General features: G+C 69.1%; 20 protein-coding genes. 6 read left to right on the top strand and 14 right to left on the bottom strand.

Annotated features, from left to right (window positions below):
- Positions 1-15: 15 nt before the first annotated feature.
- The 4 genes from ACGF4F_RS35320 to ACGF4F_RS35335 all read left to right on the top strand — a co-directional run bounded on the left by ACGF4F_RS35320 (position 16) and on the right by ACGF4F_RS35335 (position 4,755).
- A complete protein-coding gene (locus ACGF4F_RS35320) occupies positions 16-1,821 on the top strand; it encodes a hypothetical protein (RefSeq protein WP_357444883.1) in 1,806 nt (601 codons plus the stop codon).
- A gap of 142 nt (positions 1,822-1,963) precedes the next feature.
- Complete coding sequence (locus ACGF4F_RS35325) at positions 1,964-3,172, top strand: branched-chain amino acid ABC transporter substrate-binding protein (RefSeq protein ID WP_357444886.1); 1,209 nt, start codon at positions 1,964-1,966, stop codon at positions 3,170-3,172.
- A gap of 50 nt (positions 3,173-3,222) precedes the next feature.
- A complete protein-coding gene (locus ACGF4F_RS35330; RefSeq protein ID WP_357444889.1) occupies positions 3,223-3,957 on the top strand; it encodes a hypothetical protein in 735 nt (244 codons plus the stop codon).
- A 168-nt stretch (positions 3,958-4,125) separates the two neighbouring features.
- Positions 4,126-4,755, top strand: coding sequence for a YcnI family protein (locus tag ACGF4F_RS35335; protein WP_393084617.1), 630 nt, complete (start codon positions 4,126-4,128; stop codon positions 4,753-4,755).
- A 65-nt stretch (positions 4,756-4,820) separates the two neighbouring features.
- On the opposite strand, the gene ACGF4F_RS35340 is transcribed toward ACGF4F_RS35335, so the two are convergent.
- Positions 4,821-5,735 (bottom strand): aminoglycoside phosphotransferase family protein, encoded by a 915-nt coding sequence (locus ACGF4F_RS35340; RefSeq protein ID WP_393084654.1) that lies wholly within the window; start codon positions 5,733-5,735, stop codon positions 4,821-4,823.
- A 514-nt stretch (positions 5,736-6,249) separates the two neighbouring features.
- On the opposite strand from ACGF4F_RS35340, the gene rph reads away from it, so the two are divergent.
- Complete coding sequence (gene rph, locus ACGF4F_RS35345; protein ID WP_393084620.1) at positions 6,250-8,847, top strand: rifamycin-inactivating phosphotransferase; 2,598 nt, start codon at positions 6,250-6,252, stop codon at positions 8,845-8,847.
- 311 nt (positions 8,848-9,158) lie between these two features.
- Here the strand turns inward: rph and ACGF4F_RS35350 are convergent, their stop codons facing one another.
- From ACGF4F_RS35350 to ACGF4F_RS35365, 4 genes are all read right to left on the bottom strand, one after another.
- Positions 9,159-9,605: a DUF6069 family protein gene (locus tag ACGF4F_RS35350; RefSeq protein ID WP_393084623.1), complete on the bottom strand. Its 447-nt coding sequence runs from the start codon at positions 9,603-9,605 to the stop codon at positions 9,159-9,161.
- Between the two features lie 308 nt (positions 9,606-9,913).
- On the bottom strand, positions 9,914-10,927 hold the full coding sequence (locus ACGF4F_RS35355) for an RNA polymerase subunit sigma-70 (RefSeq protein WP_357444901.1): 1,014 nt from the start codon (positions 10,925-10,927) through the stop codon (positions 9,914-9,916).
- Between the two features lie 244 nt (positions 10,928-11,171).
- Positions 11,172-12,245 carry a sensor histidine kinase gene (locus tag ACGF4F_RS35360; RefSeq protein ID WP_393084626.1) on the bottom strand — a complete coding sequence of 358 codons (1,074 nt, stop codon included), beginning with the start codon at positions 12,243-12,245 and terminating at the stop codon, positions 11,172-11,174.
- Positions 12,246-12,255: 10 nt separating this feature from the next.
- Positions 12,256-12,951 (bottom strand): response regulator transcription factor, encoded by a 696-nt coding sequence (locus ACGF4F_RS35365; RefSeq protein ID WP_357444907.1) that lies wholly within the window; start codon positions 12,949-12,951, stop codon positions 12,256-12,258.
- 87 nt (positions 12,952-13,038) lie between these two features.
- Between ACGF4F_RS35365 and ACGF4F_RS35370 the strand changes: the two genes are divergently transcribed.
- Positions 13,039-13,656: a M15 family metallopeptidase gene (locus ACGF4F_RS35370; protein WP_357444910.1), complete on the top strand. Its 618-nt coding sequence runs from the start codon at positions 13,039-13,041 to the stop codon at positions 13,654-13,656.
- A gap of 146 nt (positions 13,657-13,802) precedes the next feature.
- Here the strand turns inward: ACGF4F_RS35370 and ACGF4F_RS35375 are convergent, their stop codons facing one another.
- From ACGF4F_RS35375 to cpaB, 9 genes are all read right to left on the bottom strand, one after another.
- Positions 13,803-14,351 (bottom strand): GNAT family protein, encoded by a 549-nt coding sequence (locus ACGF4F_RS35375; RefSeq protein WP_357444913.1) that lies wholly within the window; start codon positions 14,349-14,351, stop codon positions 13,803-13,805.
- Positions 14,352-14,533: 182 nt separating this feature from the next.
- Complete coding sequence (gene yidD, locus ACGF4F_RS35380) at positions 14,534-14,953, bottom strand: membrane protein insertion efficiency factor YidD (RefSeq protein ID WP_357444916.1); 420 nt, start codon at positions 14,951-14,953, stop codon at positions 14,534-14,536.
- A 207-nt stretch (positions 14,954-15,160) separates the two neighbouring features.
- Positions 15,161-15,439, bottom strand: coding sequence for a hypothetical protein (locus ACGF4F_RS35385; RefSeq protein WP_393084631.1), 279 nt, complete (start codon positions 15,437-15,439; stop codon positions 15,161-15,163).
- Positions 15,440-15,691: 252 nt separating this feature from the next.
- Positions 15,692-15,934: a hypothetical protein gene (locus tag ACGF4F_RS35390; protein ID WP_357444919.1), complete on the bottom strand. Its 243-nt coding sequence runs from the start codon at positions 15,932-15,934 to the stop codon at positions 15,692-15,694.
- 254 nt (positions 15,935-16,188) lie between these two features.
- Positions 16,189-17,109 carry a type II secretion system F family protein gene (locus tag ACGF4F_RS35395; protein ID WP_393084634.1) on the bottom strand — a complete coding sequence of 307 codons (921 nt, stop codon included), beginning with the start codon at positions 17,107-17,109 and terminating at the stop codon, positions 16,189-16,191.
- 10 nt (positions 17,110-17,119) lie between these two features.
- Positions 17,120-19,081, bottom strand: a complete 1,962-nt coding sequence (locus tag ACGF4F_RS35400) for a type II secretion system F family protein (protein ID WP_393084637.1) — start codon at positions 19,079-19,081, stop codon at positions 17,120-17,122.
- A gap of 17 nt (positions 19,082-19,098) precedes the next feature.
- Positions 19,099-20,439, bottom strand: a complete 1,341-nt coding sequence (locus ACGF4F_RS35405; RefSeq protein ID WP_357444928.1) for a CpaF family protein — start codon at positions 20,437-20,439, stop codon at positions 19,099-19,101.
- Positions 20,436-21,623, bottom strand: coding sequence for a P-loop NTPase (locus tag ACGF4F_RS35410; protein ID WP_357444931.1), 1,188 nt, complete (start codon positions 21,621-21,623; stop codon positions 20,436-20,438). The genes ACGF4F_RS35405 and ACGF4F_RS35410 overlap by 4 nt, the downstream gene beginning before the upstream one ends.
- An 18-nt stretch (positions 21,624-21,641) precedes the next feature.
- The gene (cpaB, locus tag ACGF4F_RS35415) at positions 21,642-22,421 is read right to left on the bottom strand and encodes a Flp pilus assembly protein CpaB (RefSeq protein WP_357444935.1); all 780 of its coding nucleotides are present in this window, start codon (positions 22,419-22,421) and stop codon (positions 21,642-21,644) included.
- Positions 22,422-22,423 lie beyond the last annotated feature (2 nt).

Raw genomic sequence — 22,423 nt, forward strand, 5'->3', positions numbered from 1 at the left:
GCGACCGTGCTTGCGATGGCGGCCGCGCTGCAGATGTCGAGCGTCGGCGCGGCCCACGCGGACCCGTCCGGTCCGGTCCGCCCCGGCACGGTCGGGTCGGCCGAGGCCGAGGCGACCAGCCTGCAGAACCAGGCGGACGCGGCCGCGAAGGACGCCGCCAGGGCAGCCGCCGGCCTGGACGAGGCCAAGGCCAGGGCGGAGGAGGCGGCGCAGAAGGCCGCCGACGCCGCGGCCACGGCCGAGCAGTCGGGCAAGATCTCCGACAAGAACAAGGCGGATGCCGCCGCCGCCCAGGCCGCGCAGGCATCCGCGCAGGCAGCGCAGGCGCAGCTGGAGTACAACGAGAAGGCGGCCGCGGCGGCGCAGGCCGCTGCGGCCGCTGCGGAGGCGGCGACCAACGCCGAGCGTGAGGCCGCGTCGCTCGCCGGCATCACGGACGGCACCGCCACCGAGGGGACGCAGACCCTGCCGGACACCGGGGTGTTCCCGGACAACGCGACGCACAGCGACAACGTCGAGGTCGTCGGTCACGTGCGCGGCCTGCTGTCGAACAACGGGAGCTGTCCCGCGTTCAAGGCGACGAAGTGCCCGGCGTTCTCGTCGCTGAACTTCGTGCACTACGAGAAGCTCGGCTACGACGTCATGGTCGCCAACGGCACCGGCGGCCTGGCCGTCTGGTCGCTGAAGGACCCCGAGCACCCGGAGTACATCGCCGCCGTCACCGTCGACCAGCTCAAGCAGCCGGGCGAGACCATGACCCAGTTCTGGGAGGGCGAGAACCTCACGGTCGACAGCCGGCGCAAGCTCGTCTTCCTGACCCGCGACTCGGGCACCAAGGGCCTGTTCATCATCGACATCAAGGACCCGTGGCACCCGAAGCTGCTGGGCTTCCACCGGGTCCCGCTCGGCCACACCGCGACGTGCATCAACGACTGCCGGTTCATCTGGTCGGTGGGGTCGGGTGTGCGCGGTGTGAGCTCCCCCGTCTACGTGACCGACGTGCGGGACGTCAACCACCCGTTCACCTACAGCCAGGCCGTCGTCTCCGACGTCCGGCGCACCGGTGTGACGAGCGGCTCCACGCACAGCGTCGACGTCGACTTCGACGGCGTCGTCTGGGTCTCGGGCAGCGGCGGCGTCCGCGGCTACTGGACCGACGGCAAGCACTTCGACCCGGCCACGCAGACCAAGCGCTACGCGACGGCCTACGACCCGATTCCGTACGCGGGTGGGAGCGTCAGCGGCTCGGAGAGTGCCTTCCTGCACAACGCCTACCGCTTCCCGAACGCCCTGGGCGACCGCCCGAAGGGCGACGTGGTGCTCATCACCAACGAGAACAACAACCAGAACTGCGCGAAGGCCGGCGTGTTCATCCTGGCGTCGCTGGAGGGGACGCACGACGCCGAGGGGATCACCTCCACGCCGGAGAACCCGGTCAAGATGACGCGGCTCGCCACCTACAGCCCCGGCGGCAAGCCCGGCCACTACGTCGACCCGACGGGCAAGGCGGGTGACTGCTCCGCACACTGGTTCACGGTGAACGGCAACATCGTCGCCGCCGGCTTCTACGAGCAGGGCGTCCGGTTCCTGGACATCTCCGACCCGAGCAACCCGCAGCAGGTCGGCTGGTTCCGGGTGCCCGACCGCGCCGCCGGCCCCGACGGACCGGCGATCATCGGGAGCAACGCCTCCTCGGCGTACTGGCACAACGGGTACGTCTACGTCCCCGACTACGGTCGAGGCGTCGACATCCTGAAGTTCACCGGCGACATCCCCGGTAAGCACGAGAAGAAGGTCTGCTGGAACTCCTGCGAGAAGTAGTCTTCCGCGGACCTTTCGTACGTGGAGGGGTCCCCGCGCCGCTACCGGCGGCGGGGGTCCCTCCCCGTCACCCGCCCCTCCCGGGGCGGACCTGCCTCGACCACCCCATTCACCACCACCGGAGCCGAGAGAGAAGCACCGAATGCAGCTCCTGACCACCCTCGACGGCCGCAGCCGGACCCGCCGCAACCGCTGGCTCGCGCCGTTGGCCCTCACCGTCCTCACGCTCCCGGCCGTAGCCGCGTGCACCTCGACCGACGACGCGCCCGCCGCGCCCCGGGGGGAGATCGCCTTCGGTGTGCTCGCGCCGCTGTCCGGGCCGGACAAGGCACGCGGGCAGGATCTGGTCGACGGGGCGCGGATGGCGGTGGACGACCTCAACGTCCGTGGCGGGATCATCGGGCTGCACGTCTCCCTCGTCACCGTCGACGACGAGTGCCTCGACGACGGCGGCAAGGAGGCGGCGAAGCAGCTCCACCTCACCGAAAACGTCGCCGGCGCCCTCGGAGGCGTCTGTGACGGCGCGGCCGAGGCCGCCGCGCGGGTCCTCGGCGGTAACGGGCTGCCGTTTCTCATCACCTCCGCCAACTCGCCCACGCTGGTCAGCGCGGAGGACACTCCCACGGCCTATCTCACCAACGGCACCCCCTACCAGGAAGCGCTCGCGGCGGTGCACTGGATGGCCTACCAGGCGGCCCAGCGGCTCGCGGTGATCGCTGACGACACCCCGCAGTCGGCATACCTGGTCAACCAGGTGATCTCAGTGGCCTCGCCCGTCCCCAAGGTGGTCAGCAAGCAGACCCTGCCCGCCGGGCAGCGGGACATGGCCGCGGCCGCCGCCACCGCGCTGGCCGCCGACCCCGACGTCGTGTACTGGGCCGGCCCGGCCCAGGAATCCGGCCAGCTGGCCGCAGCGCTCCGCAAAGCCGGGTACAAGGGCAAATACATCGCCTCCGCAGCATCCGAAAGCCCCGATTTCCTCTCCGCCGCCGGCAGAGACGGCGCCGAGGGCGCATTCGTGATCACAACGGCGAGCCCGCAGAACCTCCCCGCCGCCGCAGCATGGACCACACGGTTCACCAAGACCTTCGGCCACCCGCCGGGCCGGGACGCCCTGCAGGCGTACGACGGGCTGCGCGCCCTCGGCCAGGCCGTGACGCAGACGGGAAAGGTCGACCGCGCGTTGAACAGCGCACAGTTGGCCCAGCTCGAGGACGGCTTCACCACGTTCCTGGGCGAGCTGCGGTTCGCCCCCGACCACACGGTCAAGTACGACAACCACCTCGTGCTCACCGTCAAGGGCGGTGCCTTCACCCTCGCCAACACACTGCGTTCGGACGACGGCTCCTGACGGCCCGTGGTCGAGCGCCGCCCCTCCGCCCCCGATGAGGTGAGCCATCCGTGATCTTGAGCTCCCGTGCCACCGCGACCCTCGCGCTGGCTGCCGTCTGCGCCGCCGTCACCGGCTGCTCCAGCGCCGCCGGCCCCACGGCGAGCAAGCCGTCCTACACGGCCGACGACGTCAAGGCCGCGTTCTACAACGCAAAGGACGCCGGCGAAGGCGCGCGCGACTACTGGTACGACCGGGACTTCCACTCGCACAACAACTACGTGCCGCCGAGCGCCATCCAGACCTGCCCGTACGTCCAGCGCTCCGACACAGCCAACGCACCATCCAACGTGGTTCAGCCCGTCGGTGGCCAGCCCGTGGGCCAGTTCGCCGTGGAACCCACCCGGGCGACCGACTCCCGCGTGCCATACGTGACCCAGAACGCCCTCGTCTTCGCCTCGACCGCCATCGCCGACAACGCGATGAACGAGGTCGGTTCCGGGCTGGCCGGCTGCCCCGGATCGTATGAGGTCGACGGGGGACCGCCGGTCATCCTCGGCGCCTATCGCGCTACCAGCCGTCCGCTTGAGGTGTTCGGGTGGAAGGGATACGTGCAGCAGCTCGCCCACACGTACCCGCCGGGGCAGGACGACGTCTATTTCGAGGACATCGCCATCGTGGTGCTCCATCGAGCGAACCTCATCCTCTACCTCGACCTTACCCAGAAGAAGATCGTCGGAGACCGCGCCGACTCGGCCGACAAGGCCAAGGGGGCCATGGAGAAAGTGCTGCGGCGGCTGGGCTGATCGAGACCTGCGCCGGGAGCAGACCGCAGCCCGCATATTCCACGTCATGATTATCGATCAATGGAAAGCTTGAGAATGCACATGCTTCGTCGAGCCCTACGTGGCCTCGTAACCGTAGGCGTAGCGGCCTGCCTGGTCGGCGTCCTACCGACGGCGGCGTTCGCGCACGTGACGGTGAACCCGGGCACGGCCACCCAGGGCGGCTACGCAGCCCTGACGTTCCGCGTTCCCACCGAGAGCGACGACGCGAGCACCACCAAGATCGAGGTGCAGTTCCCGACCGACTCCCCGCTGGCCTCGCTCTCGGTGAAGCCACACCCCGGCTGGTCGTACGAGATCACGAAGAAGAAGCTGGCCACACCGATCGAGGCGCACGGCGCGCAGATCAGCGAGGTCATCGACAAGATCACCTGGACTGCGGCGAACCCGCAGTCGGCGATCAAACCGGGTGAGTACGACGAGTTCTCGGTGAGCGCCGGACCGCTGCCCGCGGCCGACCAACTGGTGTTCAAGACGCTCCAGCACTACAGCGACGGCGAGGTCGTGCGCTGGATCCAGGAGCCAGCCTCCGGCGCCGACGAGCCGGAGCGGCCCGCGCCAGTGCTCCGGCTCGTGCCCGAGGCGAACCCGGCATCCTCTCCGGCGGCGGGCACCGAGCAGGCCTCGCTGGCCGTGGACAACGCGCCCACGACCCAGTCGAATGCGGGGGTCTGGTGGGCGGTCGGACTGTCCGTGGCCTCGCTGGTGATCGGCCTCGGGTGCGCGGCGATCGTCGTGCGGTCGCGCCGGACGCGATAGGCCGCCTCGAATTGGGGACTGCCAATCGCCTCGAATCCTGGAGGACTCGGGAGGCGATCGCCGGGTCAGCTGATTGTGGCGATGAGGCGTTGCAGAGCGGCGTGGGCGGGCGGGCCCCAGGTGGGTTTGCCGCCCGGGCGGCCGTGGACGCCGTCGTCGCCGATGAGGATGCCGCCGAGGGCGCGTGCCATCGCCCAGCCGCGGGCGCGGCGCATGGTGGCGGTGTCCGGGGTCGGCTGGTAGGCCGCGTGGAACTGGTCGGTGGTGTCGTCCGGTAGCAGGAGCCACACGGCGGCGAGGTCATATGCCGGGTCGCCCGCGCAGAGGTCGCCGAAGTCGATCACGCCGCAGAATGTGCCGTCGGCAGTGAGGACGTTGGCCGGGTGCAGGTCGGCGTGGAGCCATAGCGCGTGGCCCGTCCATTGAGGCGCGGTGACCGCGTCGTGCCAGACGGCCCGGACGGCGTCCGGGTCGTTGATCAGCCCCCGCTCGGTGGCGGAGGTGAGCGCCGTGGCGAATCCCTCGGCGTGATCGGTTAGTGGCCCGCCGCGGCCGCGGCCGGCGGGCGCGCCGCTGGGGGCGGGTTGGTGAAGAGCCGTCAGGAAAGTGGCCAAGGATGTGGCCGCGTCGGAGGCTCGCGTGACGGGGGCCCGGTCGGCGGGTGTGCCCGGAACCCAGGTGGTGATGAGCCAGGGCCGAGGGAACCGTTCGGAGGGCTCGCCGAGTCGTTGCGGGACGGGGATTGGCAGCGGAAGGCGCGGGGCGAGCGTGGGCAGCCAGGAGTGCTCCTTGCGTAGCAGCGCGTCCGCGGATCCGGTCGCCCAGGGAAGCCGGACGGCCAGGTCGTCGCCGAGCCGCCACAGTTGGTTGTCCCATCCCCGCGCGCCCAGCCGAACCGGGCGATCGGCGAGGTCGGGGTGCTGGTCGCGGACCAGATCCCGGACCAACTCCGCGGTGATCTCGATCTCGACGTGGGTCATGCAGAGCAACAGTAATGTGCCACTCGGGGAGACGCTGAACAGCACGTCGCCGAGGACCCGGTTGCTCGGCCGGATCACCTCGGCCGCGGCGATGATGAGCTGACCGACGATCGCGCTGGCCAGGCCCACCCGGGCGACGCGGCCGTGGCCACCGGCGTCTGAGAGGGCCAGGGCCCTGCGGCGGTCGTGGGGGTCCGGCACCCCGGAGGCACCCGGCACGCTCCAGGCGGTCAAAGGATCTCAGCCTGCGGCGGACGACAAAAGCAAAGGCAAGGAGATGTCACTCCTTGCCACTTCTAACGTATACCGCACCGGGGGGCTTGCGGCAAGACCCGGGTCTTGCCGCAGAATCGGCGGCCGGACACAGCACCGACGAGGAATTGGGGGGCCACGACGTGGGTGTGCTGTCGATGTACGGGGGACGCGCCGACCTCGAACCAATGATGTTCGAGGCGCCGGTGATTCGATCGGCCGGTGCGGTGCAACGGAGCACGGCTGACTCGGCGGTATCGCAGTGATCGAGCAGTACGTGTTGGATCTTCAAGAAGTTGACGAGACGCAGGTCGCGGTAGTTGGTGGCAAGGGCGCGCACCTGGGCGAGCTGTCGCGGATCGAAGGCGTACGCGTGCCGGCCGGCTTTTGCGTGACGACGGACGCGTTCCGGCGGATCATGGCCGAAGCGCCGTCGATCGACGACCGGCTCGATCAGTTGGCGCGCCTGAACCCGGATGACCGGGAGGCGACCCGCACGCTCAGCGCGGAGATCCGCCGGACCATCGAAGGGATTGCCATCCCGGGCGATCTGGCGGCGGCGATCACCCACGCGCTCGCCCGGCTCGGCGAGCAAGCTGCCTACGCCGTCCGATCAAGCGCGACGGCAGAGGACCTGCCGACGGCCTCCTTCGCGGGCCAGCAGGACACCTACCTGAACGTCGTGGGGCCGGCCGCGGTCCTCCAGCACGTCAGCCGGTGCTGGGCGTCGCTGTTCACCGAGCGGGCCGTGACCTACCGCCAGCGCAACGGCATCGACCACCGTTCGGTCCACATGGCCGTGGTCGTGCAGCGGATGGTCTTCCCGGATGCGGCCGGCATCCTGTTCACGGCCGACCCCGTCACGTCCAACCGGAAGGTCGCCACCGTGGACGCCAGCTTCGGCCTCGGCGAAGCTCTGGTCTCCGGCCTGGTGAACCCGGACGTCTTCAAGGTGCGCGACGGCGAGGTCGTCGCCAAGGCCGTCGCCGCCAAGCAGCGTGCCGTTCACGCCCTACCGGCTGGCGGTACCCAGGAAGTGGCGATCGACCCGCAGCGGCAGGAGCAGCCGGCGCTGACGGATGCCCAGGTCGTGCGGCTGGTGCAGCTCGGCCGGCGGATCGAAGCGCATTTCGGCCGCCCGCAGGACATCGAATGGTGCGTGGTCGACGACGACTTCCAGATCGTGCAGAGCCGGCCGATCACCACGCTGTTCCCCATCCCCGCGGCCGGCGACCAGGAGAACCACATCTACCTCTCCGTTGGTCACCAGCAGATGATGACCGACCCCATGAAGCCCCTGGGGCTCTCCTTCTGGCAGCTGACGGCCATGGCGCCGATGCACGAGGCCGGCGGCAGGCTGTTCGTCGACGTCACCCAGCGCCTGGCCTCGCCCGCGGGCCGCGCCGGCTTCCTGGAGATGGCGGGGAGATCCGATCCGCTGACCAGGGACGCGCTGGAGAACGTCCTCGACCGCCACGACTTCGTCCCGGCGCTCCCGGACGGCGGGCCCGGCGGGCCGCCGGTCGGCGGTGCGTCCGCCCCGATCGAGAACGATCCGGCCATCGTCACCGAGCTGATCGAGCGCAGCCAGGCGTCCATCGCCGCCCTGCGGCACGACATCCGGACGAAGACCGGACCGGCGCTGTTCGACTTCCTGCTGGAGGCCTTCCAGGAGCACAAGCGAGTCCTCAGTGATCCATTGAGCATGCAGGCGATCATGGCGGGGATGGAGGCCACCTGGTGGCTCAACGACCGGTTGCGGGAATGGCTGGGCGAGAAGAACGCGGCCGACATCCTCACGCTGTCCGCCCCCGGTAACGTCACGTCGGAGATGGGCCTGGCGCTGCTCGACGTCGCGGACGTGATCCGCCCGCATCCGGAGGTAGTGGCGTTCCTGCAGGCTGTCGAGGACGACGGCTTCCTGGACGAGTTGCCGAAGTTCGCGGGCGGGACCGAAGCGCGCGACGCCATCGACGCCTACCTCGACCGGTACGGCATGCGCTGCGTCGGCGAGATCGACATCACGAGGCCGCGCTGGAGCGAACGCCCCGCCACTCTCGTGCCCGTGATCCTCGACAACGTCAGGAACTTCGAGCCGGGCGCCGCCAAGCGGCGCTTCGAGCACGGGCGCCAGGAGGCGGAGAAGAAGGCGCAGGAGGTGCTCGAACGCCTGCGGGCGCTGCCGGATGGGGAGCAGAAGGCCGAGGAGACCAAGCGGATGATCGACCGGGTCCGGACCTTCATCGGCTACCGGGAATACCCGAAGTACGGCATCGTCAGCCGCTACTTCGTCTACAAGCAGGCCTTGCTCGAAGAGGCCGAGCGCCTCGTGCAGGCCAACGTGCTCGCCGAGAAGGAGGACGTCTTCTACCTCACGTTTCAGGAGTTCCACGACGTCGTGCGCTCGAACCAGGTGGATGACAAGCTGATCCAGCAGCGCAAGGACGCGTTCCGGTCGTACCAGGCGCTCACGCCACCCCGGGTGCTGACATCGGATGGCGAGGTCATCGCCGGGTCGTACCGACGCGACGACGTGCCGACCGGCGCCCTGATCGGCCTACCGGTCTCCGCCGGGACCATCGAAGGGCGCGCCCGCGTCATCCTGGACATGGCCCAGGCTGATCTCGAACCGGGTGACATCCTCGTCACGGCCCACACGGACCCGAGCTGGACGCCCCTCTTCGTCGCCATCGCCGGCCTGGTGACGGAGGTCGGAGGATTGATGACACACGGCGCCGTGATCGCACGGGAGTACGGCCTGCCAGCTGTCGTCAGCGTGGTAGATGCCACCCGGCTGATTCCCGATGGGCAGCGGATCCGCGTGCACGGAAGCGACGGGTACGTCGAGATCCTTGACTGACCACAGCCTGTTCCAGCCTCCCACGTCACAAACAGCGCTCCCTGCACCGCCGGCTACGGCGTGCAGCCTCCCGTAGGCGTGGGTGTCAGGGCTCGGCTGCGAGCGCGTCCTGGCGCGGCTTGAGCCTGACGTCGACCCGAGAGGGTCAGATCCCGGCTCAAGCCGTCGCGCAGGAGCCGAATCCACGTCGAAGGCGCGCGACGGCGGGGTCGGCCAGGGTGAACGCGACGGGGGTACCCGGTGCGCCCCGGGGGCCACGTTGGTGCGCTCGCGCACGCCCTTGCGCCGCGCGTTGTCCCGTTGCGGGATCGTCAATCGGTCCGGGTGCGGAGGCTCCGCGCCAGGGTGGGGATCATCACCGCCGCAGGGACGAGGTGTAGCCCGAGGAGGGCGGTGGTGGTGGCGGTGTTTGCCCCCGAGAGGAGGGGCGGGACAAACGAGATCGTGGTCAGCGACACCGCCGTCCACACGAATCGCTCGGCGGGGCGAGCGCTCCAACGAAGAAGAGCGACGGCAATGACGACGCCCACGACCGAGAAGAAGCCGGTCACCACGGCGAACCCGGGCAACGGGATCGTCTCGCCACCATCGGGCACCTCGAAGTCGACGCCAACGGCCTGGGCAGTCGCAGCGGCGAGGGTGGTGGCCACCATCGCTGCGAGCGTGGCAATGAAGCCGGTGACGGCGAGCCCGCGGAGTCGGTGGGTGTGGCTGGTCTGGCCCGATGCCGGGCCGGCGACGACCCCGGTGTCATTCATTTGGTTCATGCCGTTCCTCCATCATTCGGTAACTGGGCGTACAGGGTGTGTTGACTGGCAGGTGACGGTCCTGGTCCTGGGCGTGACGATGCGCACCCTCGCCGTGCGACGGCCGGGGTTCCGCAGGGCGCGGACGCCGGTGCCACGGAGCCAGAACCCGGCGTCGCGTCCGAGGACCGGCCCGGGCTCGCCGTCGCGCAGCTCCAGCTGCACCCGCCCGCGGGTGACGACGCCGAACGCGTCGCACCACTCCGCCGCGACCACCGCGACACGCGCGCCACCGCGCAGCGCGAGCGTCCACACCGGGACTACTCCGTGCCGTCCGCCGGCAGGCGCTCCGGCAGCCCGAGCCGCGGGAACTGGTCGTCGTGGAACGTGACGATCTCGGTGATCGCCCCGCCGGTGACGCGCAGGACGTCGATCGTCAGCGGCAGGTACGCGCCCTCCCGCTTCCGCCACTGGTAGAAGGCGACGGCGGGCTGCCGGTTCACGGAGGTGAGGACGGCGCGCATCTGCTTCATGCCCTCGAAGCCGTCCTCGACCCAGTCGTTCACCACCGCGTCGCGGCCGACGTACAGGCCCGGCGTGGGCGGCATCGAGCAGCGGACGTCGTGCCGCAGCAGTGCGGCGAGCCCGTCGATGTCCGTGGCCACGCTGGCGTCGGTATAGCGGCGCACCAGCTCGCGCGTCCCGGCGTCCTCCTCGCCGCCGGTCCAGTCCTGCCGTTCGGCCGGCAGGTGCTCCCGCATGCCGGCGCGGGCTCGCTGCAGCGCGCTGTTCACGGAGTTGACGGAGTCCCCGAGGAGCTCCGCGACGTCCTTCGCCGGCCAGCCGAGCACGTCCCGCAGGATCAGCACGGCCCGCGGGCGCGGCGCGAGGTGCTGGACCGCGACCAGGTACGCCAGCTCGATCGTCTCGCGCGCGACGGCGACGGTCTCCGGCTCGTCCGCGTCGCCCGCGGGCAGCTCGTCGAGCAGCCGGTCCGGGTAGGGCTGCAGCCACAGCACCTCGCCGCCGGTCGCAGGCTCCGGGCGGCACTTGGCGAGCAGATCCAGGCAGGCGTTGGTGGCGATCCGGTACAGCCAGGCCCGGAACGTCGACCGCCCCTCGAAGGTCTCCCGCCGCCGCCAGGCACGGAGGAAGGTCTCCTGCACGGTGTCCTCGGCGTCCTCGAACGACCCGAGCATCCGGTAGCAGTGCACGTGCAGCTCCCGCCGGTGCCGCTCCGCCAGCCCGGAGAACGCCGGCTCGTCGACCTCGGCCAGGCCGCGCCCGCCCAACCCGCTCACCCCCAGCTCCTCCAGCCGCCTGTCCGCACTCATCACGTCATCCTTCCGCCTCGTCGTGTCCCGCCGTACATGTGACGGGTGCGGGCGCGACAACTCATCACTCGGTCGGCATGGCTGGTCCGATGACGGATCCGGTGGCGGAACACGACGCGCGGTACGGCGAGGAGGGCGCGGGTCCGCCGGAGTGGGCGCGGGTGCGCGACCGCCTGGCGCGTGCCGGGGTCGCCTGGTTCACGACGACGCGGGGGTCGGAGCCGCGCGGCAATGCCGCTGATCGTCATCTGCCAGTGTGCGGCGGCGCGACGGGGAGTTGCACCGTGACGCAGAGCCCCCCAGCGGGGCGCGGGAGGAGAGTGAGGGTTCCGCCGTGTGCCTGGGCGATGCTCTTCACGATTGCCAGGCCGAGGCCGACACCCGCATGGTCACCGCGGATGCGTGCGGTGCCGCGCTGGAACGGTTCGGTGAGTGTCGAGACCAACAGCGGGCTGAGCTTCTCGCCGGTGTTCTCAACAGTGAGCACCACAGTCTTGGGATGAAGGCTGGTCGTTACCCACACGGTGCCCTGTTCAGCCAGGTTGTGGACGATCGCGTTGTGCATGAGGTTCGTAGCCATCTGCAGCAGGAGCGCCTGTGAGCCGATGGTGGGGGTGATGTCGCCGGAGGTCTCGATGGTGAGGCCGCGTTTTTCTGCGAGCGGGAGAAGCGTTTCAGTGGCGTCTTCCGCGATGAGGGACAGGTCGACGTATTCTCGGGTGAAGGACCGCTGGTCGGCGCGGCTGAGCAGGAGCAATGCTTCAGTGAGGTCGATCGCTCGGGTGTTGACGAAGTGGAGGCGGTCGACAAGTTCCCCGGTGTCGCGGTTCAGATCGTTGCGGGCCACGTCGAGAAGTGTCTGCGTGATCGCCAGCGGGGTGCGCAGCTCGTGTGAGGCGTTGGCTGCGAATCTCTGCTGTTCGGCGACGTGCGCTTCGAGCCGCGCGAGCATGGTGTCGAAGGCGTCGGCGAGTTCGCGGAATTCATCATTGCCGCCTTCCAACTGGATCCGGTGGGAGAGTGATCCGTTCGCGGCCAGGCGGGTGGCATGTGTGATGCGAGCCAGGGGCGCGAGCATGCTGCCGGCGAGGATCCATCCTCCCAGGAGGCCGAACACCAGCAGGAACGCCAGCACTGCGGCCGCCGCCGGGGTGAAGGCGCGCACCAGGTCGGCCTTGAGGGTCCGAATCCCACCGATAGTGTCGATCGCCTCGGGTACGTAACGCAGCAGGAACACCCACACCGCGGCGAGCAGCAGGGCACCTGCAAGCATGAGGAACCCGGCGTAGCTGAGGGTGAGTTTGAGGCGAACGCTCAAACCGGGCGCCCTATCCACGGTCCCCGTCCCCACGCCCGGTGCCGGATGCTGTGTCGATGCGGTAGCCGACGCCGGCCACGGTGGCGATGATCCCGGGTTCGCCGAGCCGTTTGCGCAATGCCGAGACAGTAATGCGCACGGCATTGGTGAAGGGGTCGGCGTTCTCATCCCACGCTCGCTCCAACAGTTCTTCGGCGCTGACGACACCGCCTTCGGCAGCGACGAGGACCTCGAGCACGGCGAACTGCTTCCTGGTCAGCGCGACGTACCGGCCGTCCCGGTAGACCTCCCGGCGGAACGGATCCAGACGAAGACCTGCGATCTCCCGCACAGGCGGCCTGTTGTGCGCGCGCCTGCGGTCGAGCGCTCTGAGCCTGAGGACGAGTTCTCGGAGCTCGAACGGCTTCGTGAGGTAGTCGTCGGCGCCGAGCCCGAACCCGGAGGCCTTGTCGTCAAGCCGGTCGGCAGCAGTGAGCATCAGGATCGGCATGCCGCTGCCGGAAGCGACGATGTGTTCGGCGATCTCGTCACCGGAGGGCCCGGGAATGTCGCGATCGAGGACGGCAATGTCGTAGGCGTTGATGCTCAACAGATCCAGAGCGGTGTCGCCGTCACCGGCGATGTCAGCCGCGATCGCTTCCAGGCGCAGCCCATCGCGGATGGCCTCTGCCATGTAGGGCTCGTCCTCAACGACCAATACACGCATGCTCACGATGCTACGAGCCGGCGCATATCGTCGGCATACCGAAAACCACATACGGGCTGACAACACGACGCTGCCTTGACTGACAGCATGAGGCAAACCGCAGCAGCACGAACAAAGGCCCGCAGGTGGCCCATCGCCGTCGGCCTGATCGTCGTCGCGGCTGCGATCATCGGAACCCTCGTCTACCAGTCGACATCGTCAACGGCGCCCTCGCTCAGCGAAATCCTTGGCGGCGACCACGGGGGTATCGCTACCGAAGCTGACGGTGTCCTCCCCGACGCCGTGACAGTATTTGATGACGAGTATCCCGGCGTAGCCAACCTCGACCCGGATCTGCTCCAAGCCCTGCGTAAAGCGGCAACGGATGCCGCTCACGACAGCATCGAGTTCTACATCAACAGTGGCTGGCGTTCCCCGGAGTATCAGAAACAGCTTCTTCGTGAGGCGGTCTCGAAATACGGCTCGGAAAAGGAAGCTGCCCGATGGGTCGCCACCCCGGACACCTCTCCTCACGTTTCCGGGGTCGCGGCCGACCTCGGCCCCTCAAGAACCATAGAGTGGCTGTCAGAAAACGGCGCCGAATACGGACTGTGCCAGATCTACGGCAACGAGCCCTGGCACTACGAACTGCGCCCCCAGGCGATCGATGGTGACTGCCCTCCCATGTATGCCGACCCCACACGCGATCCGCGGATGCGGCAGTAACCGGCGCTATCGCCCGGTCCTATGGAACACGTCGTGGATATCGTCGAGCACCTCGACGCAAGGGTCCAAAGGGCTAACAGCCCAACCGGACGGAGAGGCTGGAGGGTCTACGACTGCCCGACGAGGAGATCCGCAAGCGTACCCAGCTAGCCGTGCCACTGCTCCGCGAGCAGCCCGTAGATCAGAGTGTCCGCCCACTCGCCTTTCATCCAGTAGTCCTGGCGCAGGTGCGCTTCCTTGGCCATGCCCACACGTTGGCACAGTCGCGCCGATGCCTCGTTGCGCGCATCGAGTCGAGCAATTACCCGGTGCATGCCGCAGTGCTCGAAGGCCACGTCGATGAGCGCTCGAACTGCCTCTGTGGCAAACCCGCGGCCCGACATCGACGGATGGAAAATCCAGCCCATCTCGCCCCGAGACAGCGTCTCGTCGGCCGGCCACAGAACAACATCGCCGACGACCTCGCCCTTGTGCTCGACCACCAGCGCCAGAGCGGACTCGATCCCGGTTACCCCCAAACGGTTGATGCGCTTGGCGACCTGCTCGGCCGCGTGCTCGCGTGACCACGGCTCCCATGGAACGTAGCGAGCAACCAGCGGGTCGCCGTAGTAGGCGAGCAAGGCGTCCACGTCATCCACCCGGTACTGACGTAGAAGCAGTCGGTCGGTACGAATCGGCAATGCCAACTCAGACATGTTCCCCAACTCACCTTCATCGTAGGTGGGCGCAAGGCATCGAGTGATCCCAGGTCCGTGGCGGGCCTGCCCGATCCGTGCCCGATGCAACGAGGTTAGGCACCTTCCAGACTGACCGTGCCCGCCCCTATCGGGGTCGACGAGGAGCAGGCCCAGATGGGCAAAGGCGGACCAGGGCGTTTTCAAGCATGCCCGGCTGGCAGCGGCACCGGGTCGGGGGTGCCAAACGCGACGGTCGGCCGGCATCGGATCAGCCGGCGGTGGATCATCTGGCAACCCCGCAGGACGCCATACCGGCCGATAACCGCTAACCCATACGCGCTGCACGTCGGCACGAACCTGCACCGCGCCGCCGTGCGCGACGAGATGTGCTGCCGATACCCCTTGACGAGACCGATAGCGAGCCGGGTAGGGACGCTCGCAGACGGCGACAAATCCGTCGATGCGCTCGCCATCACCCCGCACACCGCACGGACGATCACCGCCGGCAACGACAACCAGGCAGCCAGGTCCGCCCTGCCGTCGGTGCAGGCGTAGCAGCACGCGCCACATGGTGGCTCCGTGACCGGCATGTCCCACCTCCGTCGTGCCTCGGCGACCATAGGTGATCATGCAGAACGGACAGCGTCAAGGCCGTTCGGCTGAGCCGGGCGGCCCTGCCGGCGGGCGGCTCAGCCCAACGACCAAAGGATGCTGGCCTACGGCGGCCGACGCCGGACGCGCACGGACGATGGTGGACTGTTCCGGCAGCTCACTCCGGCTGCTCGCCCAGCTCATCGACGACTGATCATTCTTTCGGGACGAAGAGGTCACGTGATGAAGGTGCCGTCCGGGCTCATGATCTCGTCTCGCACCAGCGGGACCAACGCCGACGAGCCGCCATCGTCCACGAGGACTGACATCCGGACCCGCCCCTCACCGTCGTCAATGGCGTAGCTGACCACGGCGTACCGTCGGCCGTCCTCGCCCACGACCAGGCGCGTCTCCTTGTCGTCGAGCATTGCGCGCCACTCGTCATGGCCGTTGCGGCGCCATTCCGCCAGGCGAGCCTCGGCGAGCTGCGCCGCAGTCTCCTTGTTCAGCCCCACCCGCTCACTCTCTTACCCGGGGCGGCGTCGACAGCAACGCCGACAGCAACGAGCCGGGACACGGACAGCCGCCGGCGGCCGGGCGCGGACAGCGCCGCCCGAGGTCGCGCATGCGACCAACTCCTCCGGACGAAGCGCGACCTACAAGCGAGGGGTCGGGCAGTGCGCGAAGCGGACCGCGCGGGCCCGGCCCCGGCCGGCTCGCGACCTCCGACTGGCCCGGCCGGGCCGGCCGGCCATGCTGGGGTCAGGTCACGATGTGCGCTGAAGCTTTCGTCGGGCGACTCGGACAGCGAGCCAGATGCCGCCGCTCAAGAGGCTCAGACCGAACAAGGCCACAACAATCTCATAGGCCCGCGAAGGATCGCTGAGAGGCGGACCTTCCGGCGGCATCCCATCCCAAGCGTTCCAAGCGCCGTAGACGAACAGCACGCCGACAACTGCCAAGGTGAGCGCCACAAGCACAGACATGGCCCGCCCGATCCATATCAGCATCGCAGCAGTATCGCAGTGAATCCTGCCTGCGGCGGGGGCCAGCCGACCCAGGATGGTGCTGCGACGATGCTGGCGGTCGGAGGCGGCCGCGGTGGACCTGCCGACGCCAGGGACTGAAGGAGTCGAGTTGCCCCTGCCCCGTGAGCCGCACCCAGTTGACCGGCCGGCCCTTACCCTCTGCATGATCAGTTGCGCCGTCCGCCAAGTGGCACCTCAGCTCTGCCCGGCGCTGCCGAGATGTCCTGTTGTTCGGATCATCGGAACAAGCCGCTATGCAGAATGTTGATCACGCCGGGCCCGAGCACGACGATGAACAACGACGGGAAGAGACAGAACACCAGCGGGAAAAGAATCTTCACCGGCACCTTCTGGGCCAACTCTTCGGCCCGCTGCCGCCGCCGCACGCGCATCTCCTTGGCCTGCTCGCGTAACACCTTGGCGATGGGGATGCCGAGTTCGGTGGCCTGGACCATGAGTGCGCAGAACGTCTTTAGCTCGACGACCTTCGTACGCTGGGCCAGCCGCCGCAGTGCGTCCACCCGGGTCATACCGAGCTGGATCTCCTGGAGGGTACGGGCGAACTCGCTGGCCATCGGGCCTCGGCCGTAACGGGTCACCTGGACCAGCGCAGCGTCGAAGCCAAGTCCCGCCTCGACGCTCACCGTCAGCGTGTCGAGGATGTCCGGCAGCGACCGCCGGACCGCCTCCTGCCGCCGGTAGCCCAGCTCATAGATGATCAAGTCAGGAAGGTAGGCCCCGAGCACCGCACCGAGCGCGCCGCCCAGGATCGCAGCAGTCAGGCCACCGAGGAGCGAGCCCAGGCCGCCCCCGCAGACGGCGAGCCCGATCAGCCCCAGCCCCTTGACCTCATAGACGCGGTCCACCGTCCAGTACGCGGGGTTTCCAGCGAAATCGAGCCATCTCCGCAGCCGATCGATCCCGTCCGCGGGCGTCAGCGCACGGCCGATCCGCATCATCCGATCGGCCAGCGGCGTGATCACCCGTTGGCTGAACGCCTCATCGCCCGGTCCGGCCTGCCCTGCGGAGTAGACCTGGTCGATGGCGCTCAGGCCCTTGGCCACGCCGACCCGATCGAAGCTGGCTGAAGCGATCGTGACCACGACCAGCGTGACTCCGACGAAAACGGCCGCACCCGCCCCGATGAGGATGGCCATGCCGCCCATCTCAGACCTCCACCTTCACGACCCGGACCATCCAGAAGATCCCGACGAGCATCAGCAACACGCCCACCACCAGCAGCGCGATACCCAGCGGCTGGCTGACCAGGGGGCGCATGTAGTCACCGCGGATGGTGAACATGAACAGGCCGAGCACGATGGGCAGTCCGATCAGCACCCACGCCGAGAGCCGGCCTTCGGCACTCAACGCACGGACGTGGCGCCGCAGACGGCTGCGTTCGCGCATCGTGTCCACCGTCGTCTCCAGCACCTCGGCGAGATTGCCGCCGACCTCATGTTGGATTCGGATGGCCATGACGACCCATTTCAGATCCTCGCTTTTGGTCCGGTCCGCCACCCGCAGGAGAGCGTCGGCCAGGTCGGCGCCCAGCCGATGCTCCGCCAGCGCTCGGCCGAACTCCTCGGCGATCGGGTTCGGTGCCTCGCGGACCACGGTGTCGAGTGACTGGCCGAGCGAGAAGCCCGACCGCAGCGAACCGGTCACCAACTGCAAGGCGTCCGGCAGTTGCTCGACGAACTGACGGGCCCGGCGATCGGCCCGGAACGACTGATAGATCCGCGGGCCGAGCCAGCCGAGCAGCACCCCGAGCAACAGCCCGAGCCAACCGAGCACGGCCACGCCGAGCGCCCCGCCGGTCACCACCGCACTGGCCTGCATCAGCACCCACTCGTGCGGGCGCAGGCGCATCCCCGCCTGCTCCAGCCGCAGGCTGATCCGCCCGTCGAGACCGCGTGATCGGAGCACGGTGGCGCTCGCCGCCAGCACGTTCCGGGTGAGGAAGGTGGGGCCGGCCTCCGGCGTCACGGGAGACGGCTCGGCCCGAGCCGGCCCGAACTGGCTGATCTGCCGGATCCGCTCCTCCGTCGCCGCCGAGCGTGGCCAGCCCAGCAGCAGCACCACCAGCAGCAGGCCGACGAAGGAGACCCCGGCACCCACCCAGATCGCCCAGGCCGGCAGGCCGGTCTGGGCCAGGCTCGGTGCGGCAGCGGCCGGATCCGGCACTGGATCCGCGAACGCCACCGGCACGGAGAGAGCCAGCGGCTGGCCGGCGACCGTCACCGTCACGACGAGGTCGTCGCGCTGCCGCGCCAGGACGTTCGGCACCTGTGCTTCGACGGCGAGGAGCACGGAGAAGGTCGACGCGGCGACGCGGAACTTCTGCGCCAGCGAAGCGTTGTCGGCTGCGGTGAGCAGGTTTCCGCCCCCGGCCTGGGCGATCGCCTTCAGGTTCTTCAGCCCGGCAGCGGTGGCTTGCGCAGCCACGACGTCGGTGGGTAGGCGGCCGGTGCGGAGGGCCTCGGTTACCTGGGGTCGGGTGGTGGTCGAAGCGGTGTCCGCACCGTCGGAGAGCACCAGCATCCGCCGATCCGAGTCCGGACCAAAACCCGCCTTCTCCAGCGTGTCGTGCCCGAGGAGGACCCCGTCGTAGAGGGCGGTCTCGCCCTTCGCGTTCAGCTTTCCGAGCGCCCGGGTGAACGCGGCCCGGTCGTCGGTCGGGCTGAGCAGGAGGCGCGGGCTGTCCGCGACCGCGATCAGACCCAGTCGTACGTCGTCCGGCAGTTTGGCGGCCAACGCGCGGGCGGCGGCGCGGGCGGCCTCCAGCCGGGCACCGGCCACCGACCCGCTCACGTCGAGGACGACCATGAGTGCGCGCGCCGGCAGGTCCGTCGAGGTGCCGGCCGAGCGGTCGACCCGGTCCGCGCTGACCGGCAGCGCAGTGTCGCCCACGGCGACCTGCACCGCCGCCGGATCCAGCACCGAGTTGAGGGGCAGGTCACGCGCCGCCAGCAGGAACCGCACCTTGCCCGGCGATGCTGTCAGCCCGGACACGGCGAGGCTACCGGCCGGTGCGGCGGAAACGGGCGGCGGCGCCAGGATCGCCGCCAGGACAGCGAGTACGCCGATGAGGCCGGCCCTGCGGATCCGCCACCGGGTTGCACTGTTCACGATGCTCGTCGATCCCGTCATCGAAGGGGCGCGGTGAGGCCGAAGATTGCGGGATCGAGCATGACGCCCACGTCCGCCAGTTTCTCGACGAAGCGCGGGCGCAGGCCGGTCGGGCGCAGCATGCCCGTGAACTGCCCGTGCGCGTCCATCCCCGCCCGGTGGTCGTAGAGGAAGATGTCCTGCAGGCTGATCACATCCCCTTCCATCCCCACGACCTCGGTGATGTGTGTGATCCGGCGGGTGCCGTCACGGAGCCGGCTCTGGTGCACGATCAGGTCGACAGCGGAGGAGATCTGCTCGCGGACGGCGCGGATCGGCAGGTCCATGCCGGCCATCAGGACCATCGTTTCCAGCCGGGACAGCGAATCCCGTGGGGAGTTGGCGTGCACCGTCGTCAACGAACCGTCGTGACCGGTGTTCATCGCCTGCAACATGTCGAGCGCCGCGCCGTCGCGGACCTCGCCGACCACGATCCGGTCCGGGCGCATCCGCAGCGCGTTGCGGACCAGGTCCCGGATGGTCACCTCGCCCCGGCCCTCGATGTTCGGGGGCCGGGCCTCGAGCCGCAGCACGTGCTGCTGGTGCAGGTGCAGCTCGGCGGCGTCCTCGATCGTGATGATCCGCTCGTCGGGTGGCAGGAACTGTGACAGCACGTTGAGGGTGGTGGTCTTTCCGGTACCGGTGCCGCCGCTGATCAGGATGTCCAGGCGACCGCGTACGCACGCGGCGAGCAGGTTGGCCACCGGTCGGCTCAGCGTGCCGAACCCGATCAGGTCCTCGATGCCGTAGGGGTCGGCGGCGAACTTCCGGATGGTCAGCTTCGCCCCGTCGAGCGCGACCGGCGGCAGCACCGCGTTGACCCGGCTGCCATCCGGCAGCCGCGCGTCCACCATCGGGCTGCTCTCATCGACTCGCCGACCCACCCGCGCCACGATCTTGTCGATGATCCGCCGCAGGTGCTCCTCGTCGAGGAAGGCGGCGTCCACCGGCAAGATGCGCCCGCTGCGCTCCACGTAGATGCGATCCGGCCCGTTGACCATGATCTCGTTGATGTCCGGGTCGCGCAGCAGCGGCTCGATCGGGCCGTGGCCGAGAATGTCGTCGCAGATCTCGGCGGTGATCCGCCCCCGGTCGGCGCCGGTCAACGCCGTCTCCTCACGGGACAGCACCGCTTGCAGGGTCTCGCGTACCCGTCGCTCCATCACCTCCGTCGAGCGCTCGCTGTAGAGCGTCGGCCCGAGGATCTCCTGGAGTTCCTGGTGGACTCGCCGCCGCAACTCCGTCAGCAGGGGTCGCGCGGCTGGGCGCCATTCGCCTGGCTCGCCATGGTGGCGGCCGATCCGCTCGGTCAGGCTCATCGCTTACCGCCCCGCCCGAACAGACCGCGCAGGCCCTGCGAGGTGGGCTTGCTCGCCGCGGTGTCGGCCAGTTGGCCGGCGGCGAAGTCCCGGATCGCCTTGCTGACCGGGTGTGCTGGGCTGTCAGCCACGATCGGTATCCCTTTGTTGATCGAGACGGGAACGTCCCGGCTGGACGGCACGTACGCCGAGATCGGGACCCGGATGACGCGCTCGATGTCGGCGGCGGTCAACCCGACCTTGGCGTCGGACCGGTTGAGCACCACGAGTCGCTGTTCGTTCGGCAGCCGCAGCAGGTCGAAGGTGTCCAGGGTGATGCGCAGGTTCTTCAGGGCCGGGATGTCCGGCGTGGTGAGCAGGACGTGCAGGTGCGACCGCTCCAGCGCGACCAGCACGTGCTCGTTGAACTGCGGTGGCGTGTCGATCACCAGGTAGTCGAACATGCCACCGGCCAGGCCCAGCACCTTGGTGACGAGCTGTTGGGAGACCTGCTCCGCCTCGGTGGGGCCGGGCGGCGCGAGCAGGGCATGCAGGCCGGGGCTGTACGCGGTGAAGAGCGCACGCAGTGCCTGCTCGTCGAGCCCGGCACCGAACTCGGACGCGTTGGCGATGCCGCGCTGTGGTGCCAGTTGCAGCATGATCGCCACATCGCCGAAGGCGAGATCCAGGTCGATCAGGCCCACTCGGCGGGTGCCGCCGGCGGCCAGCGCGATCGCCAGGTTGGTGGCGATGGTGGTCTTGCCGCAGCCACCCTTGGCCGCGAACACCGTGATCACCTTGGCTTCCCGCTGGAGGCTGGCCTGTTCTGGAAGCACCGGGCTGACCGGAGCCATCTGCCGGGAGATGTCGACCGACCGGGCGCATGCGGTGAGCAGCGCCACCCGGTCGTCGACCGGCACCACCTCGCGTACGCCGGCGCGCAGCGCCTCGCCCAGCAGCACCATGTCCACCATCACGCGGATCAGCACCACGCCGAGGGCGGGGCGGCTGAGCCGGTATTCGGATGCGATGGCCAGTGCCTCGCGCAGCTCGACGCCCGGTCCGAGGACCACCAGCTGCTCCGCGGGGCGTTCGGCGAGCAGCCGGGACAGGTCCTCGTGCGCCGCCGCCGGATGTACGTCGCCACCGAGCAGCACGGCGACCCGCTGGGCGTCGCGGGGCTGCGGCTCGTACAGGATGGTCATGGGTTCACTCCGTCCGCATCACCCGAAGATGGAGTCAACGTGGGTGTCCTTGTCGGTGTTCTCCACGCCGCCGCCCGGCTTGGCCTGGACCGCGTCGGTGAGCAGACCGAGATAGAGGCTGCCGGTGTTGAGACCGAGGATCAGCCGCTCCGCCTCCTTCTGGTCTACTGCGAGGGTGACCAGGAGCGTCCCGTTCCTGGCCGACGCGGTATCGCCAGCCGGGGTGTCGTCCTTGGTATCGCGCGGCGGGGTGTAGGTGCCGACCGCCATGACCTGGACCTTTTCCAGCAGCAGCCGGGTTCGTTGGATCTTGCTCTCCTGGCCCGCCTTGTCGAGGAGCTTGTACGTGAGGAAGATCGCGACCTCGGAGCCGGGCCGCACGTATCCGGCGACCTGCTGTGGCGCGCCGGTCTGCACAGTCACCGCCATCTTGCCGTCCGGCAACTCCAGCCCGCTGGTCACCTGGCTCGGCTGGCCGAAGTTCGCCTTCAGCAGGACCTGACCCTCGGCGATGTTCGAGGTGACGACGAGCTTGTCGAACTCGGAGCTCACCGCCGGCAGTGCGTCACTGGGCACCGACGACCTCGGCATCCGCTCCGTCCGGACCAACTGGTCGGCCTGAATCCGCGCGCCGGTCGTGCCGGACTGAATCCGGGCCGTGGCGACCACCACCGTCACCGCATCGGTGATCTGCGCCCTGGCCCGGGCGTCGGCACTCAAACCGTAAAAGAGCACTCCGGCGGTGCCGATCGCGGCAATCACGATGGCGAGCATGATGGTGACGATCCGACGTGTCATGA

The sequence above is a fragment of the Micromonospora sp. NPDC047740 genome (genome assembly GCF_043204735.1).
GTDB lineage: Bacteria > Actinomycetota > Actinomycetes > Mycobacteriales > Micromonosporaceae > Micromonospora.

Coding starts and splice junctions, on each gene's coding strand:
- ACGF4F_RS35365 (WP_357444907.1), bottom strand. CDS start 12,951: ATGCGTGTATTGGTCGTTGAGGACGAGCCCTACATGGCAGAGGCCATC.
- ACGF4F_RS35390 (WP_357444919.1), bottom strand. CDS start 15,934: ATGCTGATATGGATCGGGCGGGCCATGTCTGTGCTTGTGGCGCTCACC.
- yidD (WP_357444916.1), bottom strand. CDS start 14,953: ATGGTCGCCGAGGCACGACGGAGGTGGGACATGCCGGTCACGGAGCCA.
- ACGF4F_RS35370 (WP_357444910.1), top strand. CDS start 13,039: ATGAGGCAAACCGCAGCAGCACGAACAAAGGCCCGCAGGTGGCCCATC.
- ACGF4F_RS35355 (WP_357444901.1), bottom strand. CDS start 10,927: ATGAGTGCGGACAGGCGGCTGGAGGAGCTGGGGGTGAGCGGGTTGGGC.
- ACGF4F_RS35350 (WP_393084623.1), bottom strand. CDS start 9,605: ATGAATGACACCGGGGTCGTCGCCGGCCCGGCATCGGGCCAGACCAGC.
- ACGF4F_RS35405 (WP_357444928.1), bottom strand. CDS start 20,439: ATGAGCCTGACCGAGCGGATCGGCCGCCACCATGGCGAGCCAGGCGAA.
- ACGF4F_RS35325 (WP_357444886.1), top strand. CDS start 1,964: ATGCAGCTCCTGACCACCCTCGACGGCCGCAGCCGGACCCGCCGCAAC.
- ACGF4F_RS35320 (WP_357444883.1), top strand. CDS start 16: ATGGCGGCCGCGCTGCAGATGTCGAGCGTCGGCGCGGCCCACGCGGAC.
- ACGF4F_RS35340 (WP_393084654.1), bottom strand. CDS start 5,735: ATGACCCACGTCGAGATCGAGATCACCGCGGAGTTGGTCCGGGATCTG.
- ACGF4F_RS35410 (WP_357444931.1), bottom strand. CDS start 21,623: ATGACCATCCTGTACGAGCCGCAGCCCCGCGACGCCCAGCGGGTCGCC.
- ACGF4F_RS35395 (WP_393084634.1), bottom strand. CDS start 17,109: ATGGCCATCCTCATCGGGGCGGGTGCGGCCGTTTTCGTCGGAGTCACG.
- ACGF4F_RS35375 (WP_357444913.1), bottom strand. CDS start 14,351: ATGTCTGAGTTGGCATTGCCGATTCGTACCGACCGACTGCTTCTACGT.
- cpaB (WP_357444935.1), bottom strand. CDS start 22,421: ATGACACGTCGGATCGTCACCATCATGCTCGCCATCGTGATTGCCGCG.